Source organism: Flavobacterium branchiophilum FL-15 (assembly GCF_000253275.1).
Classification (GTDB): Bacteria; Bacteroidota; Bacteroidia; order Flavobacteriales; family Flavobacteriaceae; genus Flavobacterium; species Flavobacterium branchiophilum.
The window spans coordinates 891435-914501 of the sequence record NC_016001.1 but is presented as its reverse complement, the minus strand read 5'-3'; the positions used below and the strand labels follow the sequence as shown (position 1 = coordinate 914501).

General features: G+C 32.4%; 21 protein-coding genes and 4 tRNA genes. 1 reads left to right on the top strand and 24 read right to left on the bottom strand.

Annotated features, from left to right (window positions below; all coding sequences use genetic code 11):
* Positions 1-5 precede the first annotated feature (5 nt).
* From secE to FBFL15_RS03940, 8 genes are all read right to left on the bottom strand, one after another.
* Positions 6-203, bottom strand: a complete 198-nt coding sequence (gene secE / locus FBFL15_RS03975) for a preprotein translocase subunit SecE (RefSeq protein ID WP_014083368.1) — start codon at positions 201-203, stop codon at positions 6-8.
* Positions 204-218: 15 nt separating this feature from the next.
* Positions 219-289 (bottom strand) — tRNA-Trp (locus FBFL15_RS03970).
* Between the two features lie 48 nt (positions 290-337).
* Entirely contained in the window at positions 338-1522 is a 1185-nt protein-coding gene (gene tuf, locus FBFL15_RS03965) for an elongation factor Tu (protein WP_014083367.1), read from the bottom strand.
* 53 nt (positions 1523-1575) lie between these two features.
* A tRNA-Thr gene (locus FBFL15_RS03960) sits at positions 1576-1647 on the bottom strand.
* A gap of 76 nt (positions 1648-1723) precedes the next feature.
* Positions 1724-1804, bottom strand: a tRNA-Tyr gene (locus tag FBFL15_RS03955).
* A gap of 21 nt (positions 1805-1825) precedes the next feature.
* Positions 1826-1899: transfer RNA gene (locus tag FBFL15_RS03950), tRNA-Thr, on the bottom strand.
* 100 nt (positions 1900-1999) lie between these two features.
* Positions 2000-2293: a ribosome hibernation-promoting factor, HPF/YfiA family gene (gene hpf, locus FBFL15_RS03945; RefSeq protein ID WP_014083366.1), complete on the bottom strand. Its 294-nt coding sequence runs from the start codon at positions 2291-2293 to the stop codon at positions 2000-2002.
* A 36-nt stretch (positions 2294-2329) separates the two neighbouring features.
* On the bottom strand, positions 2330-3226 hold the full coding sequence (locus tag FBFL15_RS03940) for a tyrosine-type recombinase/integrase (RefSeq protein ID WP_014083365.1): 897 nt from the start codon (positions 3224-3226) through the stop codon (positions 2330-2332).
* Positions 3227-3741: 515 nt separating this feature from the next.
* On the opposite strand from FBFL15_RS03940, the gene FBFL15_RS03935 reads away from it, so the two are divergent.
* Positions 3742-5874, top strand: a complete 2133-nt coding sequence (locus FBFL15_RS03935; protein WP_014083364.1) for a S9 family peptidase — start codon at positions 3742-3744, stop codon at positions 5872-5874.
* Between the two features lie 204 nt (positions 5875-6078).
* Here the strand turns inward: FBFL15_RS03935 and FBFL15_RS03930 are convergent, their stop codons facing one another.
* The 16 genes from FBFL15_RS03930 to FBFL15_RS03850 all read right to left on the bottom strand — a co-directional run bounded on the left by FBFL15_RS03930 (position 6079) and on the right by FBFL15_RS03850 (position 23016).
* On the bottom strand, positions 6079-6519 hold the full coding sequence (locus FBFL15_RS03930) for an RDD family protein (protein ID WP_014083363.1): 441 nt from the start codon (positions 6517-6519) through the stop codon (positions 6079-6081).
* Positions 6520-6764: 245 nt separating this feature from the next.
* The gene (locus FBFL15_RS03925) at positions 6765-8162 is read right to left on the bottom strand and encodes a hypothetical protein (protein WP_014083362.1); all 1398 of its coding nucleotides are present in this window, start codon (positions 8160-8162) and stop codon (positions 6765-6767) included.
* 27 nt (positions 8163-8189) lie between these two features.
* Positions 8190-9338 (bottom strand): glycosyltransferase family 4 protein, encoded by a 1149-nt coding sequence (locus tag FBFL15_RS03920; RefSeq protein WP_014083361.1) that lies wholly within the window; start codon positions 9336-9338, stop codon positions 8190-8192.
* A gap of 4 nt (positions 9339-9342) precedes the next feature.
* Entirely contained in the window at positions 9343-10407 is a 1065-nt protein-coding gene (locus tag FBFL15_RS03915) for a glycosyltransferase (protein ID WP_014083360.1), read from the bottom strand.
* Entirely contained in the window at positions 10394-11506 is a 1113-nt protein-coding gene (locus FBFL15_RS03910; RefSeq protein ID WP_148267891.1) for a glycosyltransferase family 4 protein, read from the bottom strand. Before FBFL15_RS03910 ends, FBFL15_RS03915 begins: the two co-directional genes overlap by 14 nt.
* 6 nt (positions 11507-11512) lie before the next feature.
* Positions 11513-12508 (bottom strand): glycosyltransferase, encoded by a 996-nt coding sequence (locus FBFL15_RS03905; protein ID WP_014083358.1) that lies wholly within the window; start codon positions 12506-12508, stop codon positions 11513-11515.
* Positions 12509-12544: 36 nt separating this feature from the next.
* Positions 12545-13876, bottom strand: a complete 1332-nt coding sequence (locus FBFL15_RS03900) for an O-antigen ligase family protein (protein WP_014083357.1) — start codon at positions 13874-13876, stop codon at positions 12545-12547.
* Entirely contained in the window at positions 13873-14655 is a 783-nt protein-coding gene (locus FBFL15_RS03895; protein ID WP_014083356.1) for a formyltransferase family protein, read from the bottom strand. Before FBFL15_RS03895 ends, FBFL15_RS03900 begins: the two co-directional genes overlap by 4 nt.
* A gap of 55 nt (positions 14656-14710) precedes the next feature.
* A complete protein-coding gene (locus FBFL15_RS03890) occupies positions 14711-15601 on the bottom strand; it encodes a polysaccharide deacetylase family protein (protein ID WP_014083355.1) in 891 nt (296 codons plus the stop codon).
* Positions 15602-15647: 46 nt separating this feature from the next.
* Positions 15648-16544 carry a glycosyltransferase family 2 protein gene (locus FBFL15_RS03885; protein WP_014083354.1) on the bottom strand — a complete coding sequence of 299 codons (897 nt, stop codon included), beginning with the start codon at positions 16542-16544 and terminating at the stop codon, positions 15648-15650.
* A 9-nt stretch (positions 16545-16553) separates the two neighbouring features.
* Positions 16554-17264, bottom strand: coding sequence for an rRNA adenine N-6-methyltransferase family protein (locus tag FBFL15_RS03880; protein ID WP_014083353.1), 711 nt, complete (start codon positions 17262-17264; stop codon positions 16554-16556).
* Between the two features lie 18 nt (positions 17265-17282).
* Positions 17283-18713, bottom strand: a complete 1431-nt coding sequence (locus FBFL15_RS16675) for a WbqC family protein (RefSeq protein WP_014083352.1) — start codon at positions 18711-18713, stop codon at positions 17283-17285.
* 104 nt (positions 18714-18817) lie between these two features.
* Complete coding sequence (locus FBFL15_RS03865; protein ID WP_014083351.1) at positions 18818-19891, bottom strand: DegT/DnrJ/EryC1/StrS family aminotransferase; 1074 nt, start codon at positions 19889-19891, stop codon at positions 18818-18820.
* Positions 19892-20008: 117 nt separating this feature from the next.
* On the bottom strand, positions 20009-21151 hold the full coding sequence (locus FBFL15_RS03860) for a glycosyltransferase family 4 protein (protein WP_014083350.1): 1143 nt from the start codon (positions 21149-21151) through the stop codon (positions 20009-20011).
* Positions 21152-21160: 9 nt separating this feature from the next.
* The gene (locus tag FBFL15_RS15695) at positions 21161-22108 is read right to left on the bottom strand and encodes a glycosyltransferase family 2 protein (RefSeq protein WP_014083349.1); all 948 of its coding nucleotides are present in this window, start codon (positions 22106-22108) and stop codon (positions 21161-21163) included.
* 11 nt (positions 22109-22119) lie between these two features.
* Positions 22120-23016 carry a class I SAM-dependent methyltransferase gene (locus FBFL15_RS03850; protein WP_014083348.1) on the bottom strand — a complete coding sequence of 299 codons (897 nt, stop codon included), beginning with the start codon at positions 23014-23016 and terminating at the stop codon, positions 22120-22122.
* Between the last annotated feature and the right edge of the window lie 51 nt (positions 23017-23067).

The following is a 23067-nucleotide window of genomic DNA, read 5'->3' as shown; positions in this document are numbered from 1 at the left end:
CAAAATTAAGCTTTTAACCAATTAAAGAACATACCTATTGTTTTTGCAAATACTTCATCAACTCCCCATGTAGCTAATGAGAAAGTAACTGAAAAAACAGCAACTATAATTGTTAGTCGTTGTACTTCTGACCAAGATGGCCAGGTAACGTTTGTTTTAAGTTCTTCAAACGCTTCAGATATATAATTTACAACTTTTGCCATAATACTTTTGATTTGCACGGGCGGAGGGATTCGAACCCCCATCAACGGTTTTGGAGACCGCTATTCTACCCTTGAACTACGCCCGTAGAATAAACCAGTAGTTTTTAAAGCTACTGGTTGTTTATTTATTTTAATTATAGGATTTCTGTTACTTGACCAGCACCTACAGTTCTACCACCTTCACGGATTGCAAAACGTAAACCAACATTTAATGCAATTTCGCTTAATAATTTAACTTCGATAGTTAAGTTATCTCCTGGCATTACCATCTCTACACCTGCAGGCAAAGTAATAATACCTGTTACGTCTGTTGTACGTACATAGAATTGTGGACGGTAGTTGTTATGGAATGGTGTATGACGACCACCTTCTTCTTTTTTCAAGATATAAACCTCAGCTTTGAAGTGATCGTGTGGTTTTACAGAACCTGGTTTACAGATTACCATACCTCTTTTGATGTCTTCTTTTTGAATACCTCTTAAAAGAATACCCACGTTATCTCCTGCTTCACCTCTATCAAGGATTTTACGGAACATTTCAACTCCTGTAATTGTAGAAGTCAATTTTTCTGCTCCCATACCAATAATTTCTACTGGATCTCCAGTATTAGCTACACCAGTTTCGATACGACCTGTTGCTACAGTTCCACGACCAGTAATAGAGAATACGTCTTCAACAGGCATCAAGAAAGGTTTTGCAACATCTCTTTCTGGCTCTTCAATCCAAGCATCAACAGCTTCCATCAATTCAATAATTTTTGGTACCCAAGCTGGATCATTATTCAATCCTCCTAATGCAGATCCTTGAACAACTGGTCCATTATCTCCATCATATTCGTAGAAAGACAATAAGTCTCTGATTTCCATTTCAACAAGTTCTAACAACTCTGCATCATCAACCATATCCACTTTGTTCATGAAAACAACGATTCTTGGAATACCTACCTGACGACCCAACAAGATGTGCTCACGTGTTTGTGGCATTGGTCCGTCTGTTGCAGCTACCACCAAAATAGCACCATCCATTTGAGCAGCACCAGTTACCATGTTTTTTACGTAATCCGCGTGACCTGGACAGTCCACGTGTGCGTAGTGACGGTTTGCTGTTTCGTACTCAACGTGTGAAGTGTTGATCGTAATACCTCTTTCTTTTTCTTCTGGAGCGTTATCAATTTGATCGAACGATTTTGCTTGACAATAACCTGCATCAGACAATACTTTTGTAATTGCTGCTGTTAATGTAGTTTTTCCGTGATCTACGTGCCCAATTGTTCCTATGTTTAAGTGGGGCTTGCTACGGTTAAAATTTTCCTTTGCCATTTTACTTAATTTTTAATCTTAGTTATTTATTAGTGTTCAAATTTTCTTTCTTGAGCCAATGACGGGAATTGAACCCGTGACCTCTTCCTTACCAAGGAAGCACTCTACCCCTGAGCTACACCGGCGGTACAGTTTTTTTGTTTCTTATTTTAATTTCTTGTTTATAAACAACTTAAAAATTGAAACTTTTAACCTTTTTTGTGGGGAGAGCAGGATTCGAACCTGCGAAGTTTTCACAGCAGATTTACAGTCTGCCCTCGTTGGCCGCTTGAGTATCTCCCCTAACCTTTCAATAAATTTATGAGCCGATGGAGGGACTCGAACCCACGACCTGCTGATTACAAATCAGCTGCTCTAGCCAACTGAGCTACACCGGCATTTACATACAAAAAAGTCCGCTATTTCTAACGGACTGCAAATGTATAGCTTTTTGTCTTTTAAACAAAACTTTTTTTGACTTTTTTTTGATTAAAAAAACTATTTAACTTTTTCTTTCCTTTTGATTAATAATCGTTCCAATGATTCTGTCGCTAAATCTACGGCTTCTTCAAAGGTTTTACATTGTTTTTTTACCAAAAATTCATCACCTGGTACCAAAACCTTAATGTCAACTACTTTATTCTCTTTTTCGCTCGTTTTTTCTACTTTCAAAAAAACATCAGATGTAGTAACTTTATCATAATACTTCTCTAATTTATTCATTTTTTCCTGAATAAAACTTACTAGTTTACTATCAACCGTAAAATTAACCGCATGAACATTTACTTTCATAATTAAATTATTTATTGTTAAACTTTTTTTATTGAATTATTTCAAACTTCGTGGATGGGCTTTTGCATATACTTTTTTTAGAGTTGCTACACTATTATGTGTATAAACTTGTGTTGAAGCCAAACTTGAATGTCCTAATAATTCTTTGACCGAATTGAGTGTTGCCCCATTGTTGAGTAAATGTGTTGCAAATGTATGCCGTATCATGTGCGGACTCTTTTTTACCTTCGCAGAGACAAGACCAAAGTAATCATTTATTAATCGATATACAAATGTTTCATTCAATTTATTTCCATTTTTTAATAAAAAAAAATAGTCTTTATCCTTAATTACCTCTAAATTAGACCTTTCCGCTAAATATTTTTCTATTTCTTTTTTAATTATTGGTAATATTGGTATGAGCCGTTCTTTATTTCTTTTTCCTTTTATTTTTAATATTTCTTGATGCAAATTAACATTTTGTAACTCTAAACTTATTAATTCTGACCTTCGCATTCCGGTTGTGTACAACAAATCTATAATTAATTGATTTCTAACTCCTTCAAAATCAATAGTATAAATATTTTCACTTAATACTTTTGTCATTTCCTGTTCTGAAAAAGGTATTTGTATTTTTTTTGGTGTTTTTAAAGCCCTGTGTTTTATAAATGGGTCTTCTAAAATCTGCCCAATTTTCATTAAAAATCTATAAAAAGCTTTCAAAGAACTCATTTTTCGGTTTACAGACCTACTTGAAAGCCCTTTATCGACCAAAGTTACAATCCAAGTTCGGATTTGATTGTAATTGATTTGCTCTAATGTTGCCTCTTCAAATGTCGTCAATACAAAGTTTTGAAATGTTTTGATATCATCTATATAGGCTTTTACCGTATGTAGTGAATATTTTTTTTCCAATAACAAGTATTTTTCAAAGGCTTCTAGGTTTTGACGCATCATGGGATAATTTAATATATTAGGATGAATGTGTTTTACAATACAATTTTGTTGCAATATCGTACTTTATTTTATATTAGTAAACCATTTTAAGAAATAATTAATACGTGCCTGTGCTACTCTTATACTCAAAACGTTCAATTGAATTAGTATGAAATAAGGCAGCTATTATAAAAACAGGTTTTAACAAAAATTATTAACACTCTATTTTTCAACAAAACATTTCATTTATAAATAAGATACAAATAACACTTTGTCTGTAATTACTATTTTATAATGTCATTTTATTGTCGTTTAGTTCACCGTGATATAATAATTATTGCACTTCGCTTTGTCAAAGTTTAAAACTTTCACAAAGATGATTGATACGAATTAATGCTAAACTCAACGACATTGATTGTTATTAATAATTTATACCTACTTAATATATTATAGGTATAAAGTTTAAAAAAAAATATCATCCTGTTTATTCAAAAATGTTTATATTTGTTCGTAAACTCAAAAAAAAGAGAAGTATGAATTTAAAACAATTTTTTTGTATCATTTTTTTGACGCCAATTATGTTATTGGCTCAAAAAAAAACAATAAGTTTGGACGAAGCTGTAATGCAGCAAAACAGAGCCTTTAGAGCCGAAAAATTAGCTGGATTTCAATGGGTGCCAGGCAGCAACAAGTATGTGTATTTTACAGACAATTACAGTAAAATGCACTGGGCAATAGCTGGGAACAAAACGGCTACAGAATGGACAAATGTTACTACAATCAATGCGGCATTGGGTACAAGTTTGAAAATGCTCAACAACCTGCAATGGGTTGATGCCCAAACGGTTTTAATAGCCGATAACAATCAATATTACGAATATTCGCTACAAAATCAAACGGGTAAAAAGCGATTAGAATTGAGCGAAAAAGCCGAAAATGCTACATGGAATATTGGTAAAAGTATGTTGGCTTTTACGGAAAACAACAATGTATATGTCATGAATCAGGCAAATGAAAAAATTAGCATTACAGCCGAAAATAATCCTGCAATTGTATCAGGACAAAGCATTGCCCGTAATGAATTTGGGATTTCGGGGGGCATATTTTGGTCTCCAAAATCGCAGTATTTGGCATTTTATCAAAAAGATGAATCTCAAGTAGCCGATTATCCTTTGTTGGATATTAATGAAACGCCAGGTCAATTAAAGTCTATCAAATATCCAATGGCAGGACAAGCCTCTGAAAAACCTAAAGTAGGTATATATCATTTTGCTACCCAAAAAACCGTATTTATAGCACCTCGAGGCAAAGCCGACGATTATTTGACCAATGTGTCTTGGAGTCCAGACGATAAATGGATTTTGATAGCCGAACTGAATCGAGAACAAAACAATATGAACTTGAATTTGTATGAAGCTGCAACAGGCCGTTTTATAAGAACTATTGTTCAAGAAACCCGAAACACATGGGTAGAACCTGAACATGAAGCTTATTTTATCAATCAAGATGCAGAACATTTTGTATGGATGAGCGAGCAAGATGGTTATCAGAATTTGTATTATTACAGTATCAATGGGCAATTGATCAAGCAACTAACACAGAATGCTTTTGTTGCCAAGTCGATCGTTGGAAACAATGCAAAAGGCGATATGATTTATTTTTATGCTACGGGGCCAAACCCTACCAATATGCTTTTGTATAGTGTTGATTTGAAAGGCCATCAAAAGTTAATTACGAAAGATGAAGGCCAGCATCAAGTAGCAATAGCAGATGATGGGCATTGGATATTTGATGAATATTCGAACCACAATACCCCTTCAAAATCTGTGCTATATGACAGTAAGAACCAAGCAACTACGCTGTTAGTAAGTCCCAATAAATATGTCGATTATGTTATGGGTTCGGCCGAAATAAAAACCATCAAGGCTGCCGATGGCACCACCGATTTGTACACCCGATTGATCAAGCCAAGTTTTTTTGATCCAGAAAAAAAATATCCTGTTTTGGTATATGTTTATGGAGGGCCACATGCTCAAATGATTACCAACTCTTATTTAGATGGTGCCAGTTTGTGGATGTATTGGATGGCAGAGCAAGGATATTTGGTTTTTACTATTGACAATAGAGGGTCTGACAACAGAGGATTGGCATTTGAAAGTGTGATCCATCGCCAGTTGGGCAACAACGAAATAGCCGATCAAATGCAAGGAGTTACATATTTAAAATCATTGCCTTATGTAGATGCTCGTCGATTGGCGGTTCATGGTTGGAGTTTTGGGGGGTTTATGACTACCTCGCTCATGCTTAAAAAATCGGGGGTGTTTAATGTGGGAGTTGCGGGTGGCCCAGTTACCGACTGGAAATGGTACGAAGCCATGTATGGCGAGCGGTATATGGACACACCAACTGAAAACCCAACGGGATATGACCAATCGAACACTTTGAATGCCGTAAACAATTTGAAAGGCAAACTGTTGCTGATTCATGGTACGAGTGATGATGTTGTAGTGATGCAACATAATTTTGGATTGCTAAAAAAATGTATTGAAGCCCAAAAACAAGTTGATTTTTTTGCTTACCCCATGCACAAACACAATGTTATGGGCAAAGATAGGGTGCATTTGATGACTAAAGTGTTGCAATATGTAATAGATCATAATAAATAAACCTCCATTCGTTTGACCAATTGAAAACGAGGTGTAATAGCCCAGATTGAAGTGGAAAGCAAAACGGCAGCAAAGGGATTTTTTTGTTGCCACAAAAGAGCGACCAGCGGAAGCTCCTTTTGTGGTTTACAAAAAACCCTTTGCTGCTGTTTTGCTTGAAACGTAAAGCTGGAAGTGGCTCCAAAAGAAAAAAATGAATAGCCTTTAAATTCTTTTTATTACAATTGTCTTGAAAAGTTTGTCATAGATATTTTGATTATTTTTGTCGAATAAAATCCACAAATTTGGAAAAATGAGCACAATACAAATATCTTTAATAAACTCTCTAAAAGCACCTTCATAGAACTTGTTAAAATTAGATTTTCCATCAAAGTTTACTACTTTTATTCCCATAATACGATGCCCTAAATTTCCAGAAAAAATGGGGTAAACAACAGCACCATATACTAATGCAATGACACAACCCGTTAAAACGTCAAAAATATCGAAATCTTTATCTAAATAATCCCAAAAAGTTGTATTTTCAATAAAATAAACGTAGGAAAAATAAAGTGATTGAATGAATAAATAGTCTATGGCAAATGCTAAAAACCTTCTTGATATTGAAGCCATTAGCTCCTCGTTTATGATAATTGTATTTTCCATAATTGTGATATATAATTTATGCAATTTGAGAAATATTATACGCTAGATTCAATTAGTTAAAGCAACTTTTAGGTTTTTATAAAATAAAAAATTTTATACAATATAAAAACTAATCCATAAATTGAAATACAATTAGTATGTTAAAATAATAAATTGTTACATACAAATAATATGAAAAAATTTTAAACAAAATGCAGAAGTACCTATTTAATACACAAACAATTAAACAAACTTGAACTACCCAATTAATCGCCGCCGCCGCCGCAACCACCACAACTGCTACCACAGGACGAACCGCAACTACTGCCGCACGATGAGCCACAACTGCTGCCACATGATGAGCTATTTTGGTTTTGAGCGTTCTGATTGTACTTGACAATTGAGCCAAATGCTACGGGCATTGCTACTAATCCTGAAATAAAATACATATAACCCCAGTTGTTTTTTAAATTTTGACTGGATAAAATATCTTGTCTATAATATTCTGGTAGTACTTTTTTTGTAAAGAATAAAGTTAATCTTTTTAAATATAAATAAATTACGACTATAAGTACAATATTATAAATTAATATCCATAAAATGGGTTTATCTAAATTAATACCCATACACAATCGTATGAAACCAAACAGGAATAATAGCATTAAAACTATAAAATTGACTTTGAAAGTTTGATGAAATTTTTTGGATTTTAGTATATATTTATTCAGTGCGTCGATTGTTGTAGCCGTGTTTATAAATATGTTTAAGGAGGTAAGTTTTTTAAGAAAAAGCGGGTAATAGGCTGATTTTAAAGCTTTTAATTCTTGTCGAACTTGTCGCTGTGTTTTATTTTTTACTTTAATACTATCGTTATTTTCAAAAACTACTTTGTCTTTGATTACAATCATTTGCTCATGAATCATTTCGCCAACCGTGGATTGAATGACCTCTTGGATGTTTTGGTATTTTAAATAAATCAATTCGGCTGGGCTTAAATTAAATATAAAGCTAGATGTATCAATATTTTGTAACAGTGCTTTACCTTTTTTTTCGTTGTAGATTTCCAAAACCCATAAACAAAAAAAACTCAATAGTACTAAAACAAGAAGGAAATAAGGGTTGTTGCACTGGGTATAAAGTGGTTTTAGAAGTACATAAGCAGGGTAAATTAAGACTGTAAACACCACAAAACCAATGATTATAAGTGATCGAATATGGGTAGCTGCTTTGTTGAGTGCTAAACTGTCGAACATGCTTGCGTAATGCCAAATGGCTTTGGGTTGTATGCCAAAATTTTGTTCGTAGGCAATTTGTGTGTGTTCTTTAGCTACTTTGAATTTTTCAAATTCTAATTCGTTATGGGTTGAAGGTATATGCTGTATGTTTTTTCCTAAAATAGAACACAAAGCTGTGTATGAATTGGTAAAAATTAAATGTTGGTGCCATACCACATCTACAATGGGCGATGGTGAAACCATTTCGTTTGACGTAGCGGCCAAATACATGAATTTTTTATATTCTAAAATAGCTTGTTCGGTAAAATGAGTAGTCCAATGGTTTTCTGCAGCTAATCGAATAGAAAAATCATATTTTCCAGGTGGGTTATCCATCTTGAAACGTAAAATATTGGTCCAAAGTGTATGATCTGAAACGGCCATGAGCATATCAATATTGAATTAATTTTTTATTTTTTACTCTATTTTTGTTTCATTTTTTTGAGCCACTTGATACAAAAATTGAAATGTATTGTTGGCACAATTTTGCCAAGTATAATCTAATGTTTTGGCAAATGATTTTTGACTCAATTGTATTCTAAGATTTTGATTTTCAAATATTTGTACCATCGCTTCTTTGATTTCTGATACTTGTCTTGGATTAAAATACAAGCCAGCATCGCCCAATACTTCTGGCATTGGCCCAGCATTAGACGAAATAATGGGCAAACCAGCACTCATGGCTTCTATCAAAATAATGGGCATGTTTTCGCAACTGGAACCAAATACAAAAGCATTGGCCTGATGGTAATGTTGAATAAGTTGCTGATGGGGCAATCCTGGAATGTAAGTTACACATTCTGAAGCATTTGAAAAATTATTCAATACGTTTTGTACTTTTTCAAAACTATCCAGTGTGCTACCAATTAGTGTTACTTTGATGGGGTATCCCTCTTGGTGCAACTCGCAAACAGCTTGTGCTATATTCCAATGATGTTTGTAGATCGTTACATAAGAAACGTATAAAAATTCAAACAAATGATGCGAATTGAAATCGGAAGCAGGACATTGAATACGTGGAGCCAATTGAAATTGAGCACTCACACCATGAGGTATTTTTATGGTTTTATTTGATTGAATTTTAATTTTTTGAGAGATAAAATTTTGAGCATATTGAGTTAAGAAAATCATACCACTTGCCCGTTTGAAGCTAAAAGATTGGGTAAAAAACAAAATAAACAAACGCACTCGCATGGCAAAATTATAATGTTTAGATTCCTGATATTCAAACGGTAACATGTTTTGAGACATGGTTACGAAAGGTGAAAAAGTACTAACAAAAGTGCCTCCTGGAGCAAAAATAACGGTACATTTATTTTGAGCAGCAATGGTTTTTAAATAAAATATTTGAAAGAAAAAAAACCAAATTGATGATTTATTCAAGTGTGGATGCGATTGTTTTTCCAACCAATCAACAGTTGGAAGCTGTTGTAAGGTTTGATTATTGGACCAAACAATTACCTTCGTAAACCCTTGATTGATAGGATTTCCGTTTTCAAGAATGGCTTTCAAATGTGTTAAACCACCACCAGCCCTAATGTTTGAAGCGTCTATTCCTAAAATCATGATGTTATTGAATTAAAATAGATAAAGAGTTTTTGGCAATAGTTTCTGGGTCGATGCGTTGTCCTAATTTATGTGAAATTTTTGACATTTCTAATAAAGTTTCATCAGAAGCCTCTATTATTTTTTGCATTTTATGTTGCAAATCCAAAGCATTTCCAGCCTCAAACACATATCCATTGTAACCCGATACTACAAAAGTAGGAGCAGCACCACAAGCGTCTGAACAAATTATAGGCAATCCTGCAGCAGTAAACTCATGAAGCACTAATGCCCAAGGTTCCATTTTGGAGGGCAATACAAAGCAACCCGAATTGGCAACCAAATCTTGAAACTCGTGGGTTTGAACAAAATCTAATACCTTGACATTTGGAATCATATTCAACTGGTTTTGTAAGGGGCCATTACCAACTAAGCACAAAGTCCAATCCTTTTTATGGGTTATATTTTGCCATGCTTGTAGCAAGGTATCCAAGCCTTTTTCCGAAGCAAATCGGCCAGCATAAAAAAACTGGTGTGGGTATTTTTTGGTTTTGTCGTTTATGGTATTTTTAAAAATAGGATTAAAAATAGACAAATCGCCAGACAGAAAATTGAATATAATTTGATTGTTTTGATAACCTAATTTTTTTGCATATTCATATTGATAAGCACCCGCTACCCATAAATGAGAGAAAGCTTTTTTATAAAAAAATTTAAAATAAATGCGTCCCAAATTTTGTCTCAAAGAGTTATAGTATTGAGTATCAGACACTGCTACCACAGGAATGTTTAATTTTCTGATTTTTATGCAAGTTCTAACATACATTTTATCCATCCAACCTGAAGTAACAACAAGATGGGGCTTTAAATTTTGTGCCAAGTCAAATAAAGATTTTTCAGTAAAATTTGATTTATTATAATAAGTAACACCTTGCATTTCAGGTGCTTTATAAGGTGTTTTTTTTTGTAAATCCCATTGAACAACATGAACCTCGGCATTGTTGTTTTGAACATATTCTCTAAAAACCGAAACATTATAACTCATAACTTCGGCGTAAAGGTATAAAATTTTGATTTTAGCGTGTTCCATTTTCAATTAAATTAGAATAATTTTGAGCCATAATGTCTTCTGTATAATGGTTTTGAACATGCGTTAAAGCATTTTGAATCATTGTTTTTCTTAATGAACCCTTTTGAATTAACCACGTAACTTTATCAAACAAATCAAAAGTGGAACTGTCAAAAAGCAAACCATTAACTTGATGTGTAATAATGGTTGAAGGGCCACCAGCTAATGCGTTTGCAACTACAGGTACACCATAACTCATTGATTCTATGATGGTTCTGCCAAAACCTTCTTCGGTAGCAGCCGATATGACAATATCTGAATTACTATAAATAACATCAAAATTGGTTTCATGCCCCTTAAAAAACACATATTCTTGCAATTGATTTTGAGCTATAAAATGTTGTAACGTTTGTAAATAGGCTTCGTCTATAGGAGTAAAAGTAGTGCCAAAAATATGCAACTTGACTTTAAATTGTGCTTTTATGAGCAAAATCATCAACTCTAAACATTGCATTTGATTTTTGCGGTTACAAATTCCACCAATCGTTGTCAGATTGATTTCGGCTTTGTCGAAGGTATTAAATTGGTGATTAGGAATTTGGATGCCATTTTGAATCAAAAAAACCCTTTCTTTTTGTTGGTTGTATTGTTTCATGAGATTGGCTTGCTTGTCTGATATACCTACAAATTTTGAAACTTTTGAAAACAAGAAAAATCGTAAAAAACGAGCAGACCAATTGGTATAAAACCAACCTCTTGAAATATACATAATATAGTCTGTATTTTGTAAAAATAACGCCAACATCAAAGCTGGTCTATCAGAACAAAGATACAAAGTGTTATAAGGTAAGGTTTTAAATGTTTTTTTGGTAAACCTACACAATCGAAGGTACTTTAAGGGTTTTGTCAATGAAATATGAGGGTCTTCGTTAAAATAAAGCACCTGAATTGAAGGATCAAATTTTGATAAATACTCACAATTTTGAGGTACTAATACCGAAACAACATGATTTTGATGTGCCAATCCATTCATCAAAGCAATAGTAGATTTGATACCGCCACCAATATCTTTTTGGGTTATCATGGGGCAGAAAACGGGAGTTTTAATACTTTTTTCCACAATCGATTATTTATTATTTAAAGCATACATCCGTTTAATTACTTGATGTGGGGCTAAATATTCATCAAAATAAGCTTTGGCATTGGCCTGAATTTTTTTTCGTAAATGCTCATCGTTGATGATTTTCAAAATGGTGTTTTTCATGTCATTTTCGTCATGTACATATAAAATATGTACATGATCAATCAAAGGAGCAGGCAACACATTGACATGAGGCGTTGAGAGGATGACTTCGCCTAGAGCTAAAAACTCACCCAATTTCCAACCATGACATTTTAGTACGGCCGGCGTATTAAATGTAAGAGTAGTTTGTTTAATTTTTTGCATATACACCTCCAGTGGCACCCTTTTTTTTATTTCCAAATGTTTAAATCCCGTGTCAAAATTATCGTTTCGAGGTGCTAAACCGCCTTCAAATTCAATTTCGGGTAAAGATTTGCAAACTTCTACAAACTTTGCTCTATTGGCATTGGTTTCATAATCAAATTTCCAGGTAGAACCAGTAAAATAAATATATTTTGGTTTTACTTCAAAATCATTAATGTAATCTTCTAGTTTGAATCGGGTTGTTTGAGCTTTATAATTAGCTAAAAACTTTCTCCTTTTAGTTATTTTTGAGTAAAATTTAACAAAATTCATTACAGCATAAAATATAGTTTGGGGTATATTCCATATTTTTATACCAAAACTTGGGCCAATAGGAAGAATTTTGTGTGTGTTTACTTTAGGTAATGCTTCAACATTGTAATTCACTTTTCCATATACATCACACCATTGGAGTTCTTGATCCAAAATATCATTTTGATCTCTTGAATCAATAATAAACTTTGTCTCTTTTCCATGATCTAAAATGATGGCAGCAAAAACTTCTTGTTTAAAATCAGGAAATTTATCTACATTGAAAATAATTTTATTTTTACCAAAATAATCGGTCAATCCTTTGATGTAATAAGCATCGTAGAACACATCGCATAATCCATATACATAAATCGTAGGTTTCATTATGATATTAATTTAAATTTAAAAAATTGGAGCTTTTTAGTTTAAGGCTAATTCTTTTAATCTCTTATTTTTCAATGATAAAAATAAAGCAAAAGTATAAAAGAATGTTTGATTTCGAGCAATATCAACACTAAATTGTGCTAGACCAAGAAAATAAAGTGTGGCCAAAATGGCAAATAGTTCTAGTTTTCCTGGACTTTGCGGGGATATAATAAGCTTAAATACTTCTATAAAAATAAAACCAACTATACAAATCAAAACTAAAACCGCCACATACCCTTCTTCAAGCATGATTTCCAAAAATATGTTATGTGGATAATCCGCCCCGCCAACTACACTTACATAGTTTCCAAAACCAATATTGGTAGGATTTTCTGCAATATAGGCTTTTGCTGCGGCATAAATTTCTTCACGTCCCGTACCTTCTTCGCTATCTCCATCGGCGTTTTCAACCAATCTGGATTCTACATTATTGGCATTCAAATAATTCAAATAATAAGTAACGGAAGCCAATACCAACACTATACCTATAAAGGTATTGAAATTGGATTTTTGCTGTTTGAAAAAATTAAAATACAACAAAATCAATATCGGAATGATGATTGCAGCCAAAGATTGTCTGGTTTGACAAATAATCATTACGATAACAAAAAAGGACATTAAGAAAAATAAATATATTTTTTTTACAGAAAAATCTAACAAATGACATAAAAAAGCTAACATCCCAATTCCTGCAATTCGTGTTGCTGTAATAATGTCATATTCATGCCCTCGAATACCATCATCTAATACAGAATAGGTTCGCCAAGTTTGTATTGGTGATAAACTGACGCCACCATCATCTGCAGCCAAAGTAAATTGTGGTACAAAAAGATAAAAAGAAATAATTAAAAATTCTTCGAAATTAAAATGGTTGATGTGGTCGTCATAACAATGTAAGGAAGCAAATAAAATAGCGGCCCAAGTTATCCATAATTGTATTTTAAATACCTGATAATCCCCTAATTCGGTTTTGGTCATGGCAAATAATATCAGTCCAAAAAAGGCATACAACATCAAATTATAAGGAAAAATAGCTAATTTTAATTTCTTGGCTGGTTCCCACCCCGTCATCAATCTGATTAAAAAAACAGCTAACAACATGGCAAAAATTAATCCGATATTTGGTAATCCTGTAACTTTATTCAACAATATAAAAAAAGAATATCCAAAAAAGGTCAGGGCCAATACGATTTCATTATATTGTTTGTTGTAAAACTTATAATACATATATACCATAACCAATCCTAAATATGGGATGGCAATTTTGTTAATATCCGTAAATAAAAGGACTATTGAGAGTAAGATTAAAAATATTTTTTTCTTCATTCTGATTTTTTCAATTGTAAATAATTCTTATAAATAACAAAATATTGCCTAATAGATGGTGTTGTATAATGATTTCCAGCACCTTGTGGGGTTTTGTTATTGAAATAATAGTCAAAATTTTTCAGTACTTTCAACAATCCTAAGGCCGATTTATTTTCGATTTCGCACAATGTATTGGTTACTGTATCTTTTAGACTTGACTTGAATATTATAGGTACTTTTTCTTGATAAATAATGGCCCCTGTATCTATTTTGGAATCGATTTGATGAATCGTAAAACCAGAATTTTTGGAACGATTATAAATTTGCCAAATCACACTTTGAGCATTTTGATAGTCGGGCAGTATTTCATGATGAATATTGATCATGCCAAATCGAGGTATCGAAAAAACCCTTTTGCTAATAAATCCATTACCTAAGCTAATGCCTAAATCTGCTCCAGAATTGCGAAACAATTGCATGGTTTGTTCAGAATTGGTTACATCAACTTCAAAAAACGGGATGTTTTTAGCTTTACAAAACACATCTAACGGTATGATTTTATGGTATTTTTGAGTATTTGAGCTATACCATTTTCGCATACGTAATCCATTCATGCTACCCAAAATACCTATTTTGAAAATCTTTTTTAATTTATTTTTAAAAAAAGATTGTTTTTTTTGTAAAATCCCTTTACTAACAACAACCATAGCCACATCAATTTCTTGATGTTCTAGCAAATACGGAAGATGATGTGCTGCCACACCTGTAGTACTACTTGTTAATATAATGATTTTCATTTTTTTATACTTTTCAAATTAAAAATATATTTAGCTCTTGCCCATATCTGTTACATTAACTTTGAACAGAATATGGAAAATAAGGATCCAATAAACCCGCTTTTTTACTATTGTTTATTAAAAAATAATAAATATGCTCCCATTTCCAATGTGCAATCAATTGATCTCGTCTGATAGCCAAATTATTTTTTTCTATTGGTGTTTGCCCATTGATGTGACACCCTCTTTCGGCAGTAGCACAAGATTGAAACCCTGCCTCAAAAACAGCTTGTCGGCCTATTTCCGAAAAATGGAAGAACCGCCCATAAGGATAAGCAAAATGTTTGACATTACCACATTTATTTTTTAAAATTTCAAATGTTTTGTGCATGTCTTCTTGTATTTGAGCTGCAGCTGTTTGAGCAATATTTATATGATTAAGGGTATGCGATCCTATTTCGTGTCCTTGATTTTGTAATATTGCTACTTCTTTCCAAGTTAGCATTTCGGCTGGTGGAAAATCTATTCGAGTATTGCAATAGTGTTTGAGGGTTTCAAAATTAGACTCTTCAATCAAATCGGTATTAATAAAAAAACAACAGGACGCATCGTATTCATTCAAAATTTCGGCAGCTTTCAAATTGTTTTTCAACCCATCATCTGAACTAAAAGCTATATAAGGTTTGTCTATAGTGTTTGTTAAAATTCTATTTACGGCTTCGGAATAAGAAATAAAAGTATGGTTTTTGGATAATTTTTTCAAAAGACCATCAAATTTTTTTTCTTCATCATTAAAAATATGATGAAAATACAACATTTGTACCCTTGGCTTATTCAAATTATGTTCATATCCTTTGAGGTTTTCTAAAAGATATAAAGAATCCAACGCAATATCTCGTGCAATATCTCTAAAATTTTTAGGTTTTCTTGTCAGAACATCTGTGTAATTTTGGGCAAATTTCATCATTGTTGTAGCTTTTGAAGTTGTTAAAATCCTTTTGTAACCCTCTGAATTATGATTTGAAAATATTGATAAACAATCGTCCTATGGCCAAAATCAAATGTTTGATTTTTATTTTTTTAAGATATTGGGGTTTCCATAAATAGGCGGAGTTGTATATTATGATATTTCGAACCTGACTTGAAATTTCATCTTGAATAATCGAATGGAATTTAAAATTGGAGTAAACATCAAAATTTTCTAACAATTGAATATTAGATTCTTTAAATCCAATCAGCTTTTCGGTACTTAAATTTCGAGAAATTCCCCCATCGTGTATTCTGTAAACCGACATGTTTTCGTTGATGAATTTGAATTTACCTTTAAGCATCAATAAAAGCGCTAATGCCCTATCTCCTGATTGGGTTTCGTAAAAAAACTTGGGAAATTTTTCAAAATAATTGCGGTAAACTATAGCATCTGTTGGACAAAGATTACCACCTGTTTTGATAATTTCTATAGGTGTAACCTTGTCGTTTAAAACATTTTTGTTAGATATAAAATCTTCGGTTTTTTTGGAGTTTTGATAATAAGAAGTCCCTTGATGAAAACACAAAGCATAATCTGGATTTTGATCTAAAAAATCGACTTGTTTTTGTAATTTTAATGGATCAGTCCAGTAATCATCGCCTTCGCAAATGGCTACATATTGTCCTTTTGCGGCTTCTATAGAAAAAATAAAATTGGGTATGGCACCTATATTATTTTGATGGTGGTGGTATTGTATTTTATGTCCATGAGGGTGTGTTGCAATAATTTCATTAATTATTGCATCGGTATTATCTGGAGAACAATCATTAGAAATAATGAGTTCAAAGTCAAAATTACATTTTTGCATCAAAACACTATTTATAGCTTGGGCTATAAAAGCTTCTTGACCGTAGGTTATCATGCTGACGCTTAATTTCATTTGGGCTATTTATTTATCAGAATAAAATAAAATATTAATTCTAAAATTAGTTATTTCTGTATCTGGTATTTGTATTTTATACGAAATATTCAAATCATTTGCTATTGTTATTAACTCTTGTTCTGTCCACCATCTTCCCATTCCATTATTTGAAATATCGCCTTGTCTTTGTTTTTCTTCATAAAATTGTACCCTTTCTGGCGTGTTATAAAAATGATATTTACGTTCGTCCGAAGGGATGTTGGTAACATAAAACACAAAATCACTATTTTGTTTTTGAATGCAATCGATCATGGCATGTAATTCGAATGGCTCAAAATAAGCCAACGAATCATTTAATAAAAATTTGTTAGGTTTGTTTTTGAAATCAAACAAATTGAAAAAATTTTCTTTAGCATTACCCGTTTTATAAACAATATTGTCTGCCGATTTAAATTCTTGGGCAGTTGCAATTAAATGTTCTGTAAAATCAAATGCATATATATATTTACATTTTTCTGATAATTTTTTGGTTATTAAGCCATTGCCACAACAAATTTCCATCAATACATCCTCTTTTTCAAGTTGCAAAGATACGATAATATCGTTAATTATTTTATCAAATGCATGAGCCGAAATGGGCATTTTTTGAAATGTTTTACCTACTTGATAAAACAAATCATCCTCATTTTTTATGTCTTTTTTTCTATAATCTTTCCAAAAATCCTCCCAGTATGACATTGTAAATTTATTTATAAATTATAACTTTTTTTTTGATTTTATTTCATCCACTAATGGTTCTAACTTTCGGATAATTTTTGCAGGAACCCCCACTACCATCGAATTATCTGGCACATCTTTTGTTACTACAGCTCCCGCACCAACAATAACATTTCTGCCTATTTTTACTTTTGGCAATATAGTGGCATTAGACCCTATTTGGCTATAAGAACCCACTTTGCAACGCCCTAAAAGGGTTACTCCAGGCGACATTTCTACAAAATCGCCCACTACACAATCATGGGTTATAGTAGTACGATAATATACTAAGCACCCAATACCAAGCCGAACACTATTTGAAAAAATCGCATGGGACAATACATTGGTTCCTTTGCCAATTTCTACATCAAAACTACCAATTTCAGAAGCATTACTTATAGTCGAAACATATTCGCCACCTATTTCAACAAACATATCATGAATGGATTTCCTTAACAATGGATTTCCTATTCCAATTGTAAATTTTTTATCAACCGTTTTAAAATAATGTTCCACTTCTTTCACATCTCTTAATATAGAAAACCTACCAAACAATTTCCTAGGTAAATCATTACTGATATTATCAAAAAAAGTGATGTTGCATTCAGGATTTTGCTTATAAACAATTTCCAGCACCTCTTTTGCCAATCCTTTTGCACCCGCTATCAAAATATGCTGGTTTTTGGCTTGCAAATCCACATCAATGTTTTCTAACAAATCTACTTTTTCGTGTAGTTCAAATTCTTTCAAAAGCTTTTTAGTATCCTCGACAGAATTAAACATCAAAACATCAATAATAGACAAACCTGATACAAATTCATTTCCAAATTGTTTGTAAGTAATTGGATTTGAAGTAATTATTCTCAAATCTATTCCATGTTCGTTAAACTTGGTTTTGGAATACAAATCTTTACCTCCAATTGGATTAGAATACCTAGTGGCATTTTCTCTTTTGCAAATATCAATCACCCTATCCTGTGCTTTTAGATGGTTGTTTTGATACATCGTTGATGAGGGTCGAATTTCAGTATCCATTTCTAAATATTTCGCAATCAATGTTATAGAAACAGTAGATAATTCTGCTATTTTTGTTTTGCCAGAAAAAAGGGTGTCTTTTATTATAGCAAAAACAGGTTCAAAATACGGGGCTTTTTTATATGATTGTTCTATCGATTGCAAGAATTTTGAGCGCCATTTGTCAAAAAATTTTGGATTGACATCGATTTCATTTATTTTTGAAAAAGAACTTGGATTGTCCAGCGGCAAAGTAAACAAATGCTTTTGTCTATTGATTAACAAATTATTGCGGTTTACCCAACCTTGTTTTATATAATTGACATCGTCATATATTACAAAAATATCAACTGAATTGATCAATTGAAAATATCCAATATACGGAAAAAAATAGGGCTGCATGATGCCTAATTTCATATCAAAGTTTTTTTTATAATTGAAATTGATTTATTTTTATTTATTTGAAAGACAATTTTTAATAAATGTTGTATTGAAAACAGATCACTTTTTTAAACAATAAACTACAAATTATCATTTATAATTTTACAAATCACATAAGAATCCTCCTCAGAAAGTTCTTTATATAATGGCAAGCACAATATCCGAGCAGCAACAGACTCTGAAACAGGCATTTGACCGCCTTTTACATAGTCTATTGTATTTAAAGATGGATAAAAATAACGTCTAGGAAAAATATTTTGGTCGTTTAAAGCCTTTTGTACGTGTAACAATTGACTTTCTGTTTGGAAAATTACAGGGAAATAACTGTAATTCCAGTTGGTGTTGGCTCTGATTTTGATGGTTTGTAAGACTTCAAAATTCAGGTTTTCCAAATAAATGGTTACTACTTTTTTTCTACCCTGCAATATTTCGTCCATATAGGGCAAAACTGACAATCCCATAGCCGCTTGCAATTCAGAAATTTTGCCATTGATACCCAATCCATGAAAATCTAAAGGCCCATTATGACCAAAGTTATGACTGTAAAACATTTGATGTTGTAACATTTCATTGGCACAAAAAACAGCTCCGCCTTCGCCAGTATGAAACAATTTTGTGGCATGAAAACTACATGTACTTACATCGCCATACTCAAAAATAGATTGTCCTTGATAGGTTACTTCAAAACAATGTGCAGCATCATAAATTACTTTGAGGTTGTGTTTTTGAGCAATGGCTTGTATCGCTTCGATATGACAAGGATTTCCAAAAACGTGTGTGGCCAAAATAGCTGTGGTTTTTGGGGTAATGGCTGCTTCGATTTTAGTTTCGTCTATGGTTAAATACTCTGGATGAATATCTACAAATACAGGCTTACATTGTTCCCAAACTATAGCCGATGTTGTAGCAACATAACTAAAAGGGGTTGTAATTATTTCGCCTTGATTACCTAATATTTTAAGTGCTATTTGAATGGGTATGGTGCCATTATTCATTATAATAATGTTTGAAACACCTAATCTTTGCTTGATTTTGGATTCCAGTTCCAGCAATAACGCACCTCTATTGGTTAGCCACTGGTTTTGCCAAACACGAGCTAAATGTTCCTTATATTCTTCTAGGGGCGGAAAGAATGTCTTGGTTACGTTAATCATTTATTTTTATATTATTTTTTATATTATTTTTTTGCAAATATACAGAATTTTGTTTGTTGTAGTGATGAAATGTACCTATAAAGCAAATCGTTTTTAACATCAAAGGTGTCCCATAATTTATTTGATCATGTCTAAATAATAGTGCAACAATTTGGCTTTATATGCCACGTTGCCAAAACCATCAATCAATTTTTCGGCAATTCGTTTTCGGTCGTAAACGATGTCTTTTTTTATAATTTTTTCGATAAACGCTGCCATCGATTGGAAATCTCTAATTTGAAAAACCTTACCATTTTCTTCGTCTATGAGTTCATCTACGCCACCACATTGCGTTGTACAAACAGGCAATCCGCTGCCAAGTGCTTCCATTAAAGATACACACATGCCCTCCATGAGCGAGGATAAAATAAACATATCTGCCTCCTGAAATTTTTGTGCAATGGAAGCTCTGGAATGATTTTCTGGATATAAAAACACCTCAACATTTTGATAATCAAACTCTTGTACCAATTTTTTTACTGTTTCGGTATGATTGACTCCCCACCCATTGATGCCAAAATAATGAAACTCTATTTTTTTGTCAAATGCAATGCCGTCTAAAACTTTGAGTGTTTTGAAGATTGTTTTTTGGTCCTTAAAATAGGTAAATGCTCCAATGGTAATAATTTTAAACACGTCTGACTCTGGTTTATCAATTGGAAAAAAAAGTCTTTCATCTACATAATTTCCTAATATTTCAAACTCAAATTGGTATCCGTGTGTGAGCAATTGTCTGGCCTGATCGTGGCTAGAAACCAACATTTTGTGTGCATTTCTTATCACTTCGTGAATCAAATTCATGCTGCGTTTGGTTCTATACGAAAGGATAAATTTTTGTTGTTCGTGAATAATGTATGGAACACCCGTTTTTTTGTGAAACTGATTGGCCCAAAAACCCGCTTCATATATCGTATTGACGTGTATTATGGCGTTTTTATCCACATTAAGTCTTGCATTTAATTTTTTAAAATAATAATTTTCTATCATTTCCTGAATGAAATAGGGCAAAAACCAAAAACTCAAATAACTTACCGAAGTTACAGACATCCCTTCTTCCGAAATGCGGTGCTGAAATTGTATTAGGTTTTTATATTTAAAAAATTCTCTGATACTTTTTGGCATAAAAACCAACATTTCTACTTCAAATTCTTGTGTTACTAATCGAGCTTGCTCCCTAAAAAAAGAGCTATCCCAAGAACTGAATACAAATAATTTTTTCATTGGTGTTGTTTATTTTATTAATTTATTTCTTATTTTAAATATAGTATCAAAAATATTCATGGGCAAATACCGCAATAATCGGGTATAAACATTAAATTTTTCATTTGATGAATAATTATCTTTAATCCAATTTTTTAATGTTATCCTGTTTGTTTTATCAGGATCCAAATGAGGTAATCCTGTTAAGGCCAAATAACAATTCATAGATTTTTGAACAATTTCTTTTTTTATTTTTTCTATTAATACGGTATTCAATCCTTTGTTGATTGCAAATTGTTTGGTTTCTAAAAATATTTCAACATGGTTGAGTTTTTTTAATGTAAAACTACTTCTAATTGTACTTATATTTTCATTAAAATAATGATACAAATTTTTATCGTACAAACCAATTGCATCTACAGCGCTTACAATTTGAAATGTATATAAAATATCTTCAAATATTTTACCATCTATAAATTGAAGTGGTTTTACCAAACTTTGGTGATAAATTCTTATGGGTACTCCATAGGTTTCTTCGTTCATAATCCGTTCTAACGCTTGGTTTGCCGTTTGAATTTGAAAAGTATTTGAAAAAAACCGCTCTTCTGTTGAAAATTTCAATCTAAATTCTACAATTTTCAAATCATTCTTTAGCATCAGCGCCATACTTTCGGCTATTAATTCCAATTCTATCCAATCATCACTGTCTATAAATGAAATATAAGTTCCATTTGCCTTACTAACCCCTAGATTTCTGGCCGCACTTTGTCCTTTGTTTTCTTGATGAAAAACTTGTATGCGACTATCTTTTTTGGCATAAGCATCGCAAATGGTACCACTGCTATCTGGCGATCCATCATTTATCAAAATAATTTCTATATGAGAATACGTTTGATGGATAATGCTGTCTAAACATCGGGCTAAGTATTTTTCTACGTTATATACTGGAACAATAATGGATACTAAAGGTGGATTCATTTATAATAAATTTATATTTTTTGTATCCAAATATTGCCTCCTGTATTTTGATAACACAACGGCATATTTATAAAACAATTTGGATGTAATTTATGTAAATAATCAGGAAATATTTTTATTTCAAATTCAGAATTGTACATCAAAAAAGCCTTCAAAATATAATCCTCATTCCAATTGAAGCCATCAAAAACCCATTTTTTTGGATATTCAAACGGATAAAATACATCATGAAAATGAATCAGCACCCCTTTTTGCAATACGGGTAGTATTTCAAATAAAATATAATTGACATCGCTTCCTGTTTTGGATATATGGGTACTATCTATAAACAAAATATCGCCAGCCTCTAAAACTTCAAAAGTTTCCAATGGAATTTGCTGGGCATCTTGCTCTATTACTTTGATGTTTTGTTTGTCTTTTGCCGTCATCAACGAAAACAATCTATCGGCATAAGGGTCTATAAATGTGATGTTTAACGAGCCGTCAAAATGCAAGTCGTTGGTATCGAGCATAACGGCAGACGAAAAACCTGAACCTATTTCGATGATGCGTTTGGGCTGAAAATGCCTGATCATGCTATATAGCATAATGGCATCTGTATAACCATAATAGATATTTTGATAATAATATCGAAGTCCTTCTTGTTTTTCGGCTGCAAATGGTAAATCAGCATAGTAATTTTCAAATGCACCAAGTAAGGCTTTTTGAGATTCGGTGTTCAGGCTGATGCCTTTTATTCCTTCCGTTTTTTCGTGTTTCCAAATTTCGTGTTCTCGTTTTTTTATGGCTTCAATATCTATTACGGGCGAATAAAAATGTCCGTTTGGAAAGTAGGTATTTCCGCTTCGGGCTTTGAGATTTTTGACGTGTGGAAAACAATCGATGATACGTTTAATCAGTTTTTTCATTGATAGTGTATTAAATTTATTGTGTTTGGAGCAAATATAATTATACCTTAT

Excerpts from the sequence above, each read along its gene's own strand:
- secE (WP_014083368.1), bottom strand. The coding sequence starts at position 203 with ATGGCAAAAGTTGTAAATTATATATCTGAAGCGTTTGAAGAACTTAAA.
- tuf (WP_014083367.1), bottom strand. The coding sequence starts at position 1,522 with ATGGCAAAGGAAAATTTTAACCGTAGCAAGCCCCACTTAAACATAGGA.
- hpf (WP_014083366.1), bottom strand. The coding sequence starts at position 2,293 with ATGAAAGTAAATGTTCATGCGGTTAATTTTACGGTTGATAGTAAACTA.
- FBFL15_RS03940 (WP_014083365.1), bottom strand. The coding sequence starts at position 3,226 with ATGCGTCAAAACCTAGAAGCCTTTGAAAAATACTTGTTATTGGAAAAA.
- FBFL15_RS03935 (WP_014083364.1), top strand. The coding sequence starts at position 3,742 with ATGAATTTAAAACAATTTTTTTGTATCATTTTTTTGACGCCAATTATG.
- FBFL15_RS03930 (WP_014083363.1), bottom strand. The coding sequence starts at position 6,519 with ATGGAAAATACAATTATCATAAACGAGGAGCTAATGGCTTCAATATCA.
- FBFL15_RS03925 (WP_014083362.1), bottom strand. The coding sequence starts at position 8,162 with ATGCTCATGGCCGTTTCAGATCATACACTTTGGACCAATATTTTACGT.
- FBFL15_RS03920 (WP_014083361.1), bottom strand. The coding sequence starts at position 9,338 with ATGATTTTAGGAATAGACGCTTCAAACATTAGGGCTGGTGGTGGTTTA.
- FBFL15_RS03915 (WP_014083360.1), bottom strand. The coding sequence starts at position 10,407 with ATGGAACACGCTAAAATCAAAATTTTATACCTTTACGCCGAAGTTATG.
- FBFL15_RS03905 (WP_014083358.1), bottom strand. The coding sequence starts at position 12,508 with ATGAAACCTACGATTTATGTATATGGATTATGCGATGTGTTCTACGAT.
- FBFL15_RS03900 (WP_014083357.1), bottom strand. The coding sequence starts at position 13,876 with ATGAAGAAAAAAATATTTTTAATCTTACTCTCAATAGTCCTTTTATTT.
- FBFL15_RS03895 (WP_014083356.1), bottom strand. The coding sequence starts at position 14,655 with ATGAAAATCATTATATTAACAAGTAGTACTACAGGTGTGGCAGCACAT.
- FBFL15_RS03890 (WP_014083355.1), bottom strand. The coding sequence starts at position 15,601 with ATGATGAAATTTGCCCAAAATTACACAGATGTTCTGACAAGAAAACCT.
- FBFL15_RS03885 (WP_014083354.1), bottom strand. The coding sequence starts at position 16,544 with ATGAAATTAAGCGTCAGCATGATAACCTACGGTCAAGAAGCTTTTATA.
- FBFL15_RS03880 (WP_014083353.1), bottom strand. The coding sequence starts at position 17,264 with ATGTCATACTGGGAGGATTTTTGGAAAGATTATAGAAAAAAAGACATA.
- FBFL15_RS16675 (WP_014083352.1), bottom strand. The coding sequence starts at position 18,713 with ATGAAATTAGGCATCATGCAGCCCTATTTTTTTCCGTATATTGGATAT.
- FBFL15_RS03865 (WP_014083351.1), bottom strand. The coding sequence starts at position 19,891 with ATGATTAACGTAACCAAGACATTCTTTCCGCCCCTAGAAGAATATAAG.
- FBFL15_RS03860 (WP_014083350.1), bottom strand. The coding sequence starts at position 21,151 with ATGAAAAAATTATTTGTATTCAGTTCTTGGGATAGCTCTTTTTTTAGG.
- FBFL15_RS15695 (WP_014083349.1), bottom strand. The coding sequence starts at position 22,108 with ATGAATCCACCTTTAGTATCCATTATTGTTCCAGTATATAACGTAGAA.
- FBFL15_RS03850 (WP_014083348.1), bottom strand. The coding sequence starts at position 23,016 with ATGAAAAAACTGATTAAACGTATCATCGATTGTTTTCCACACGTCAAA.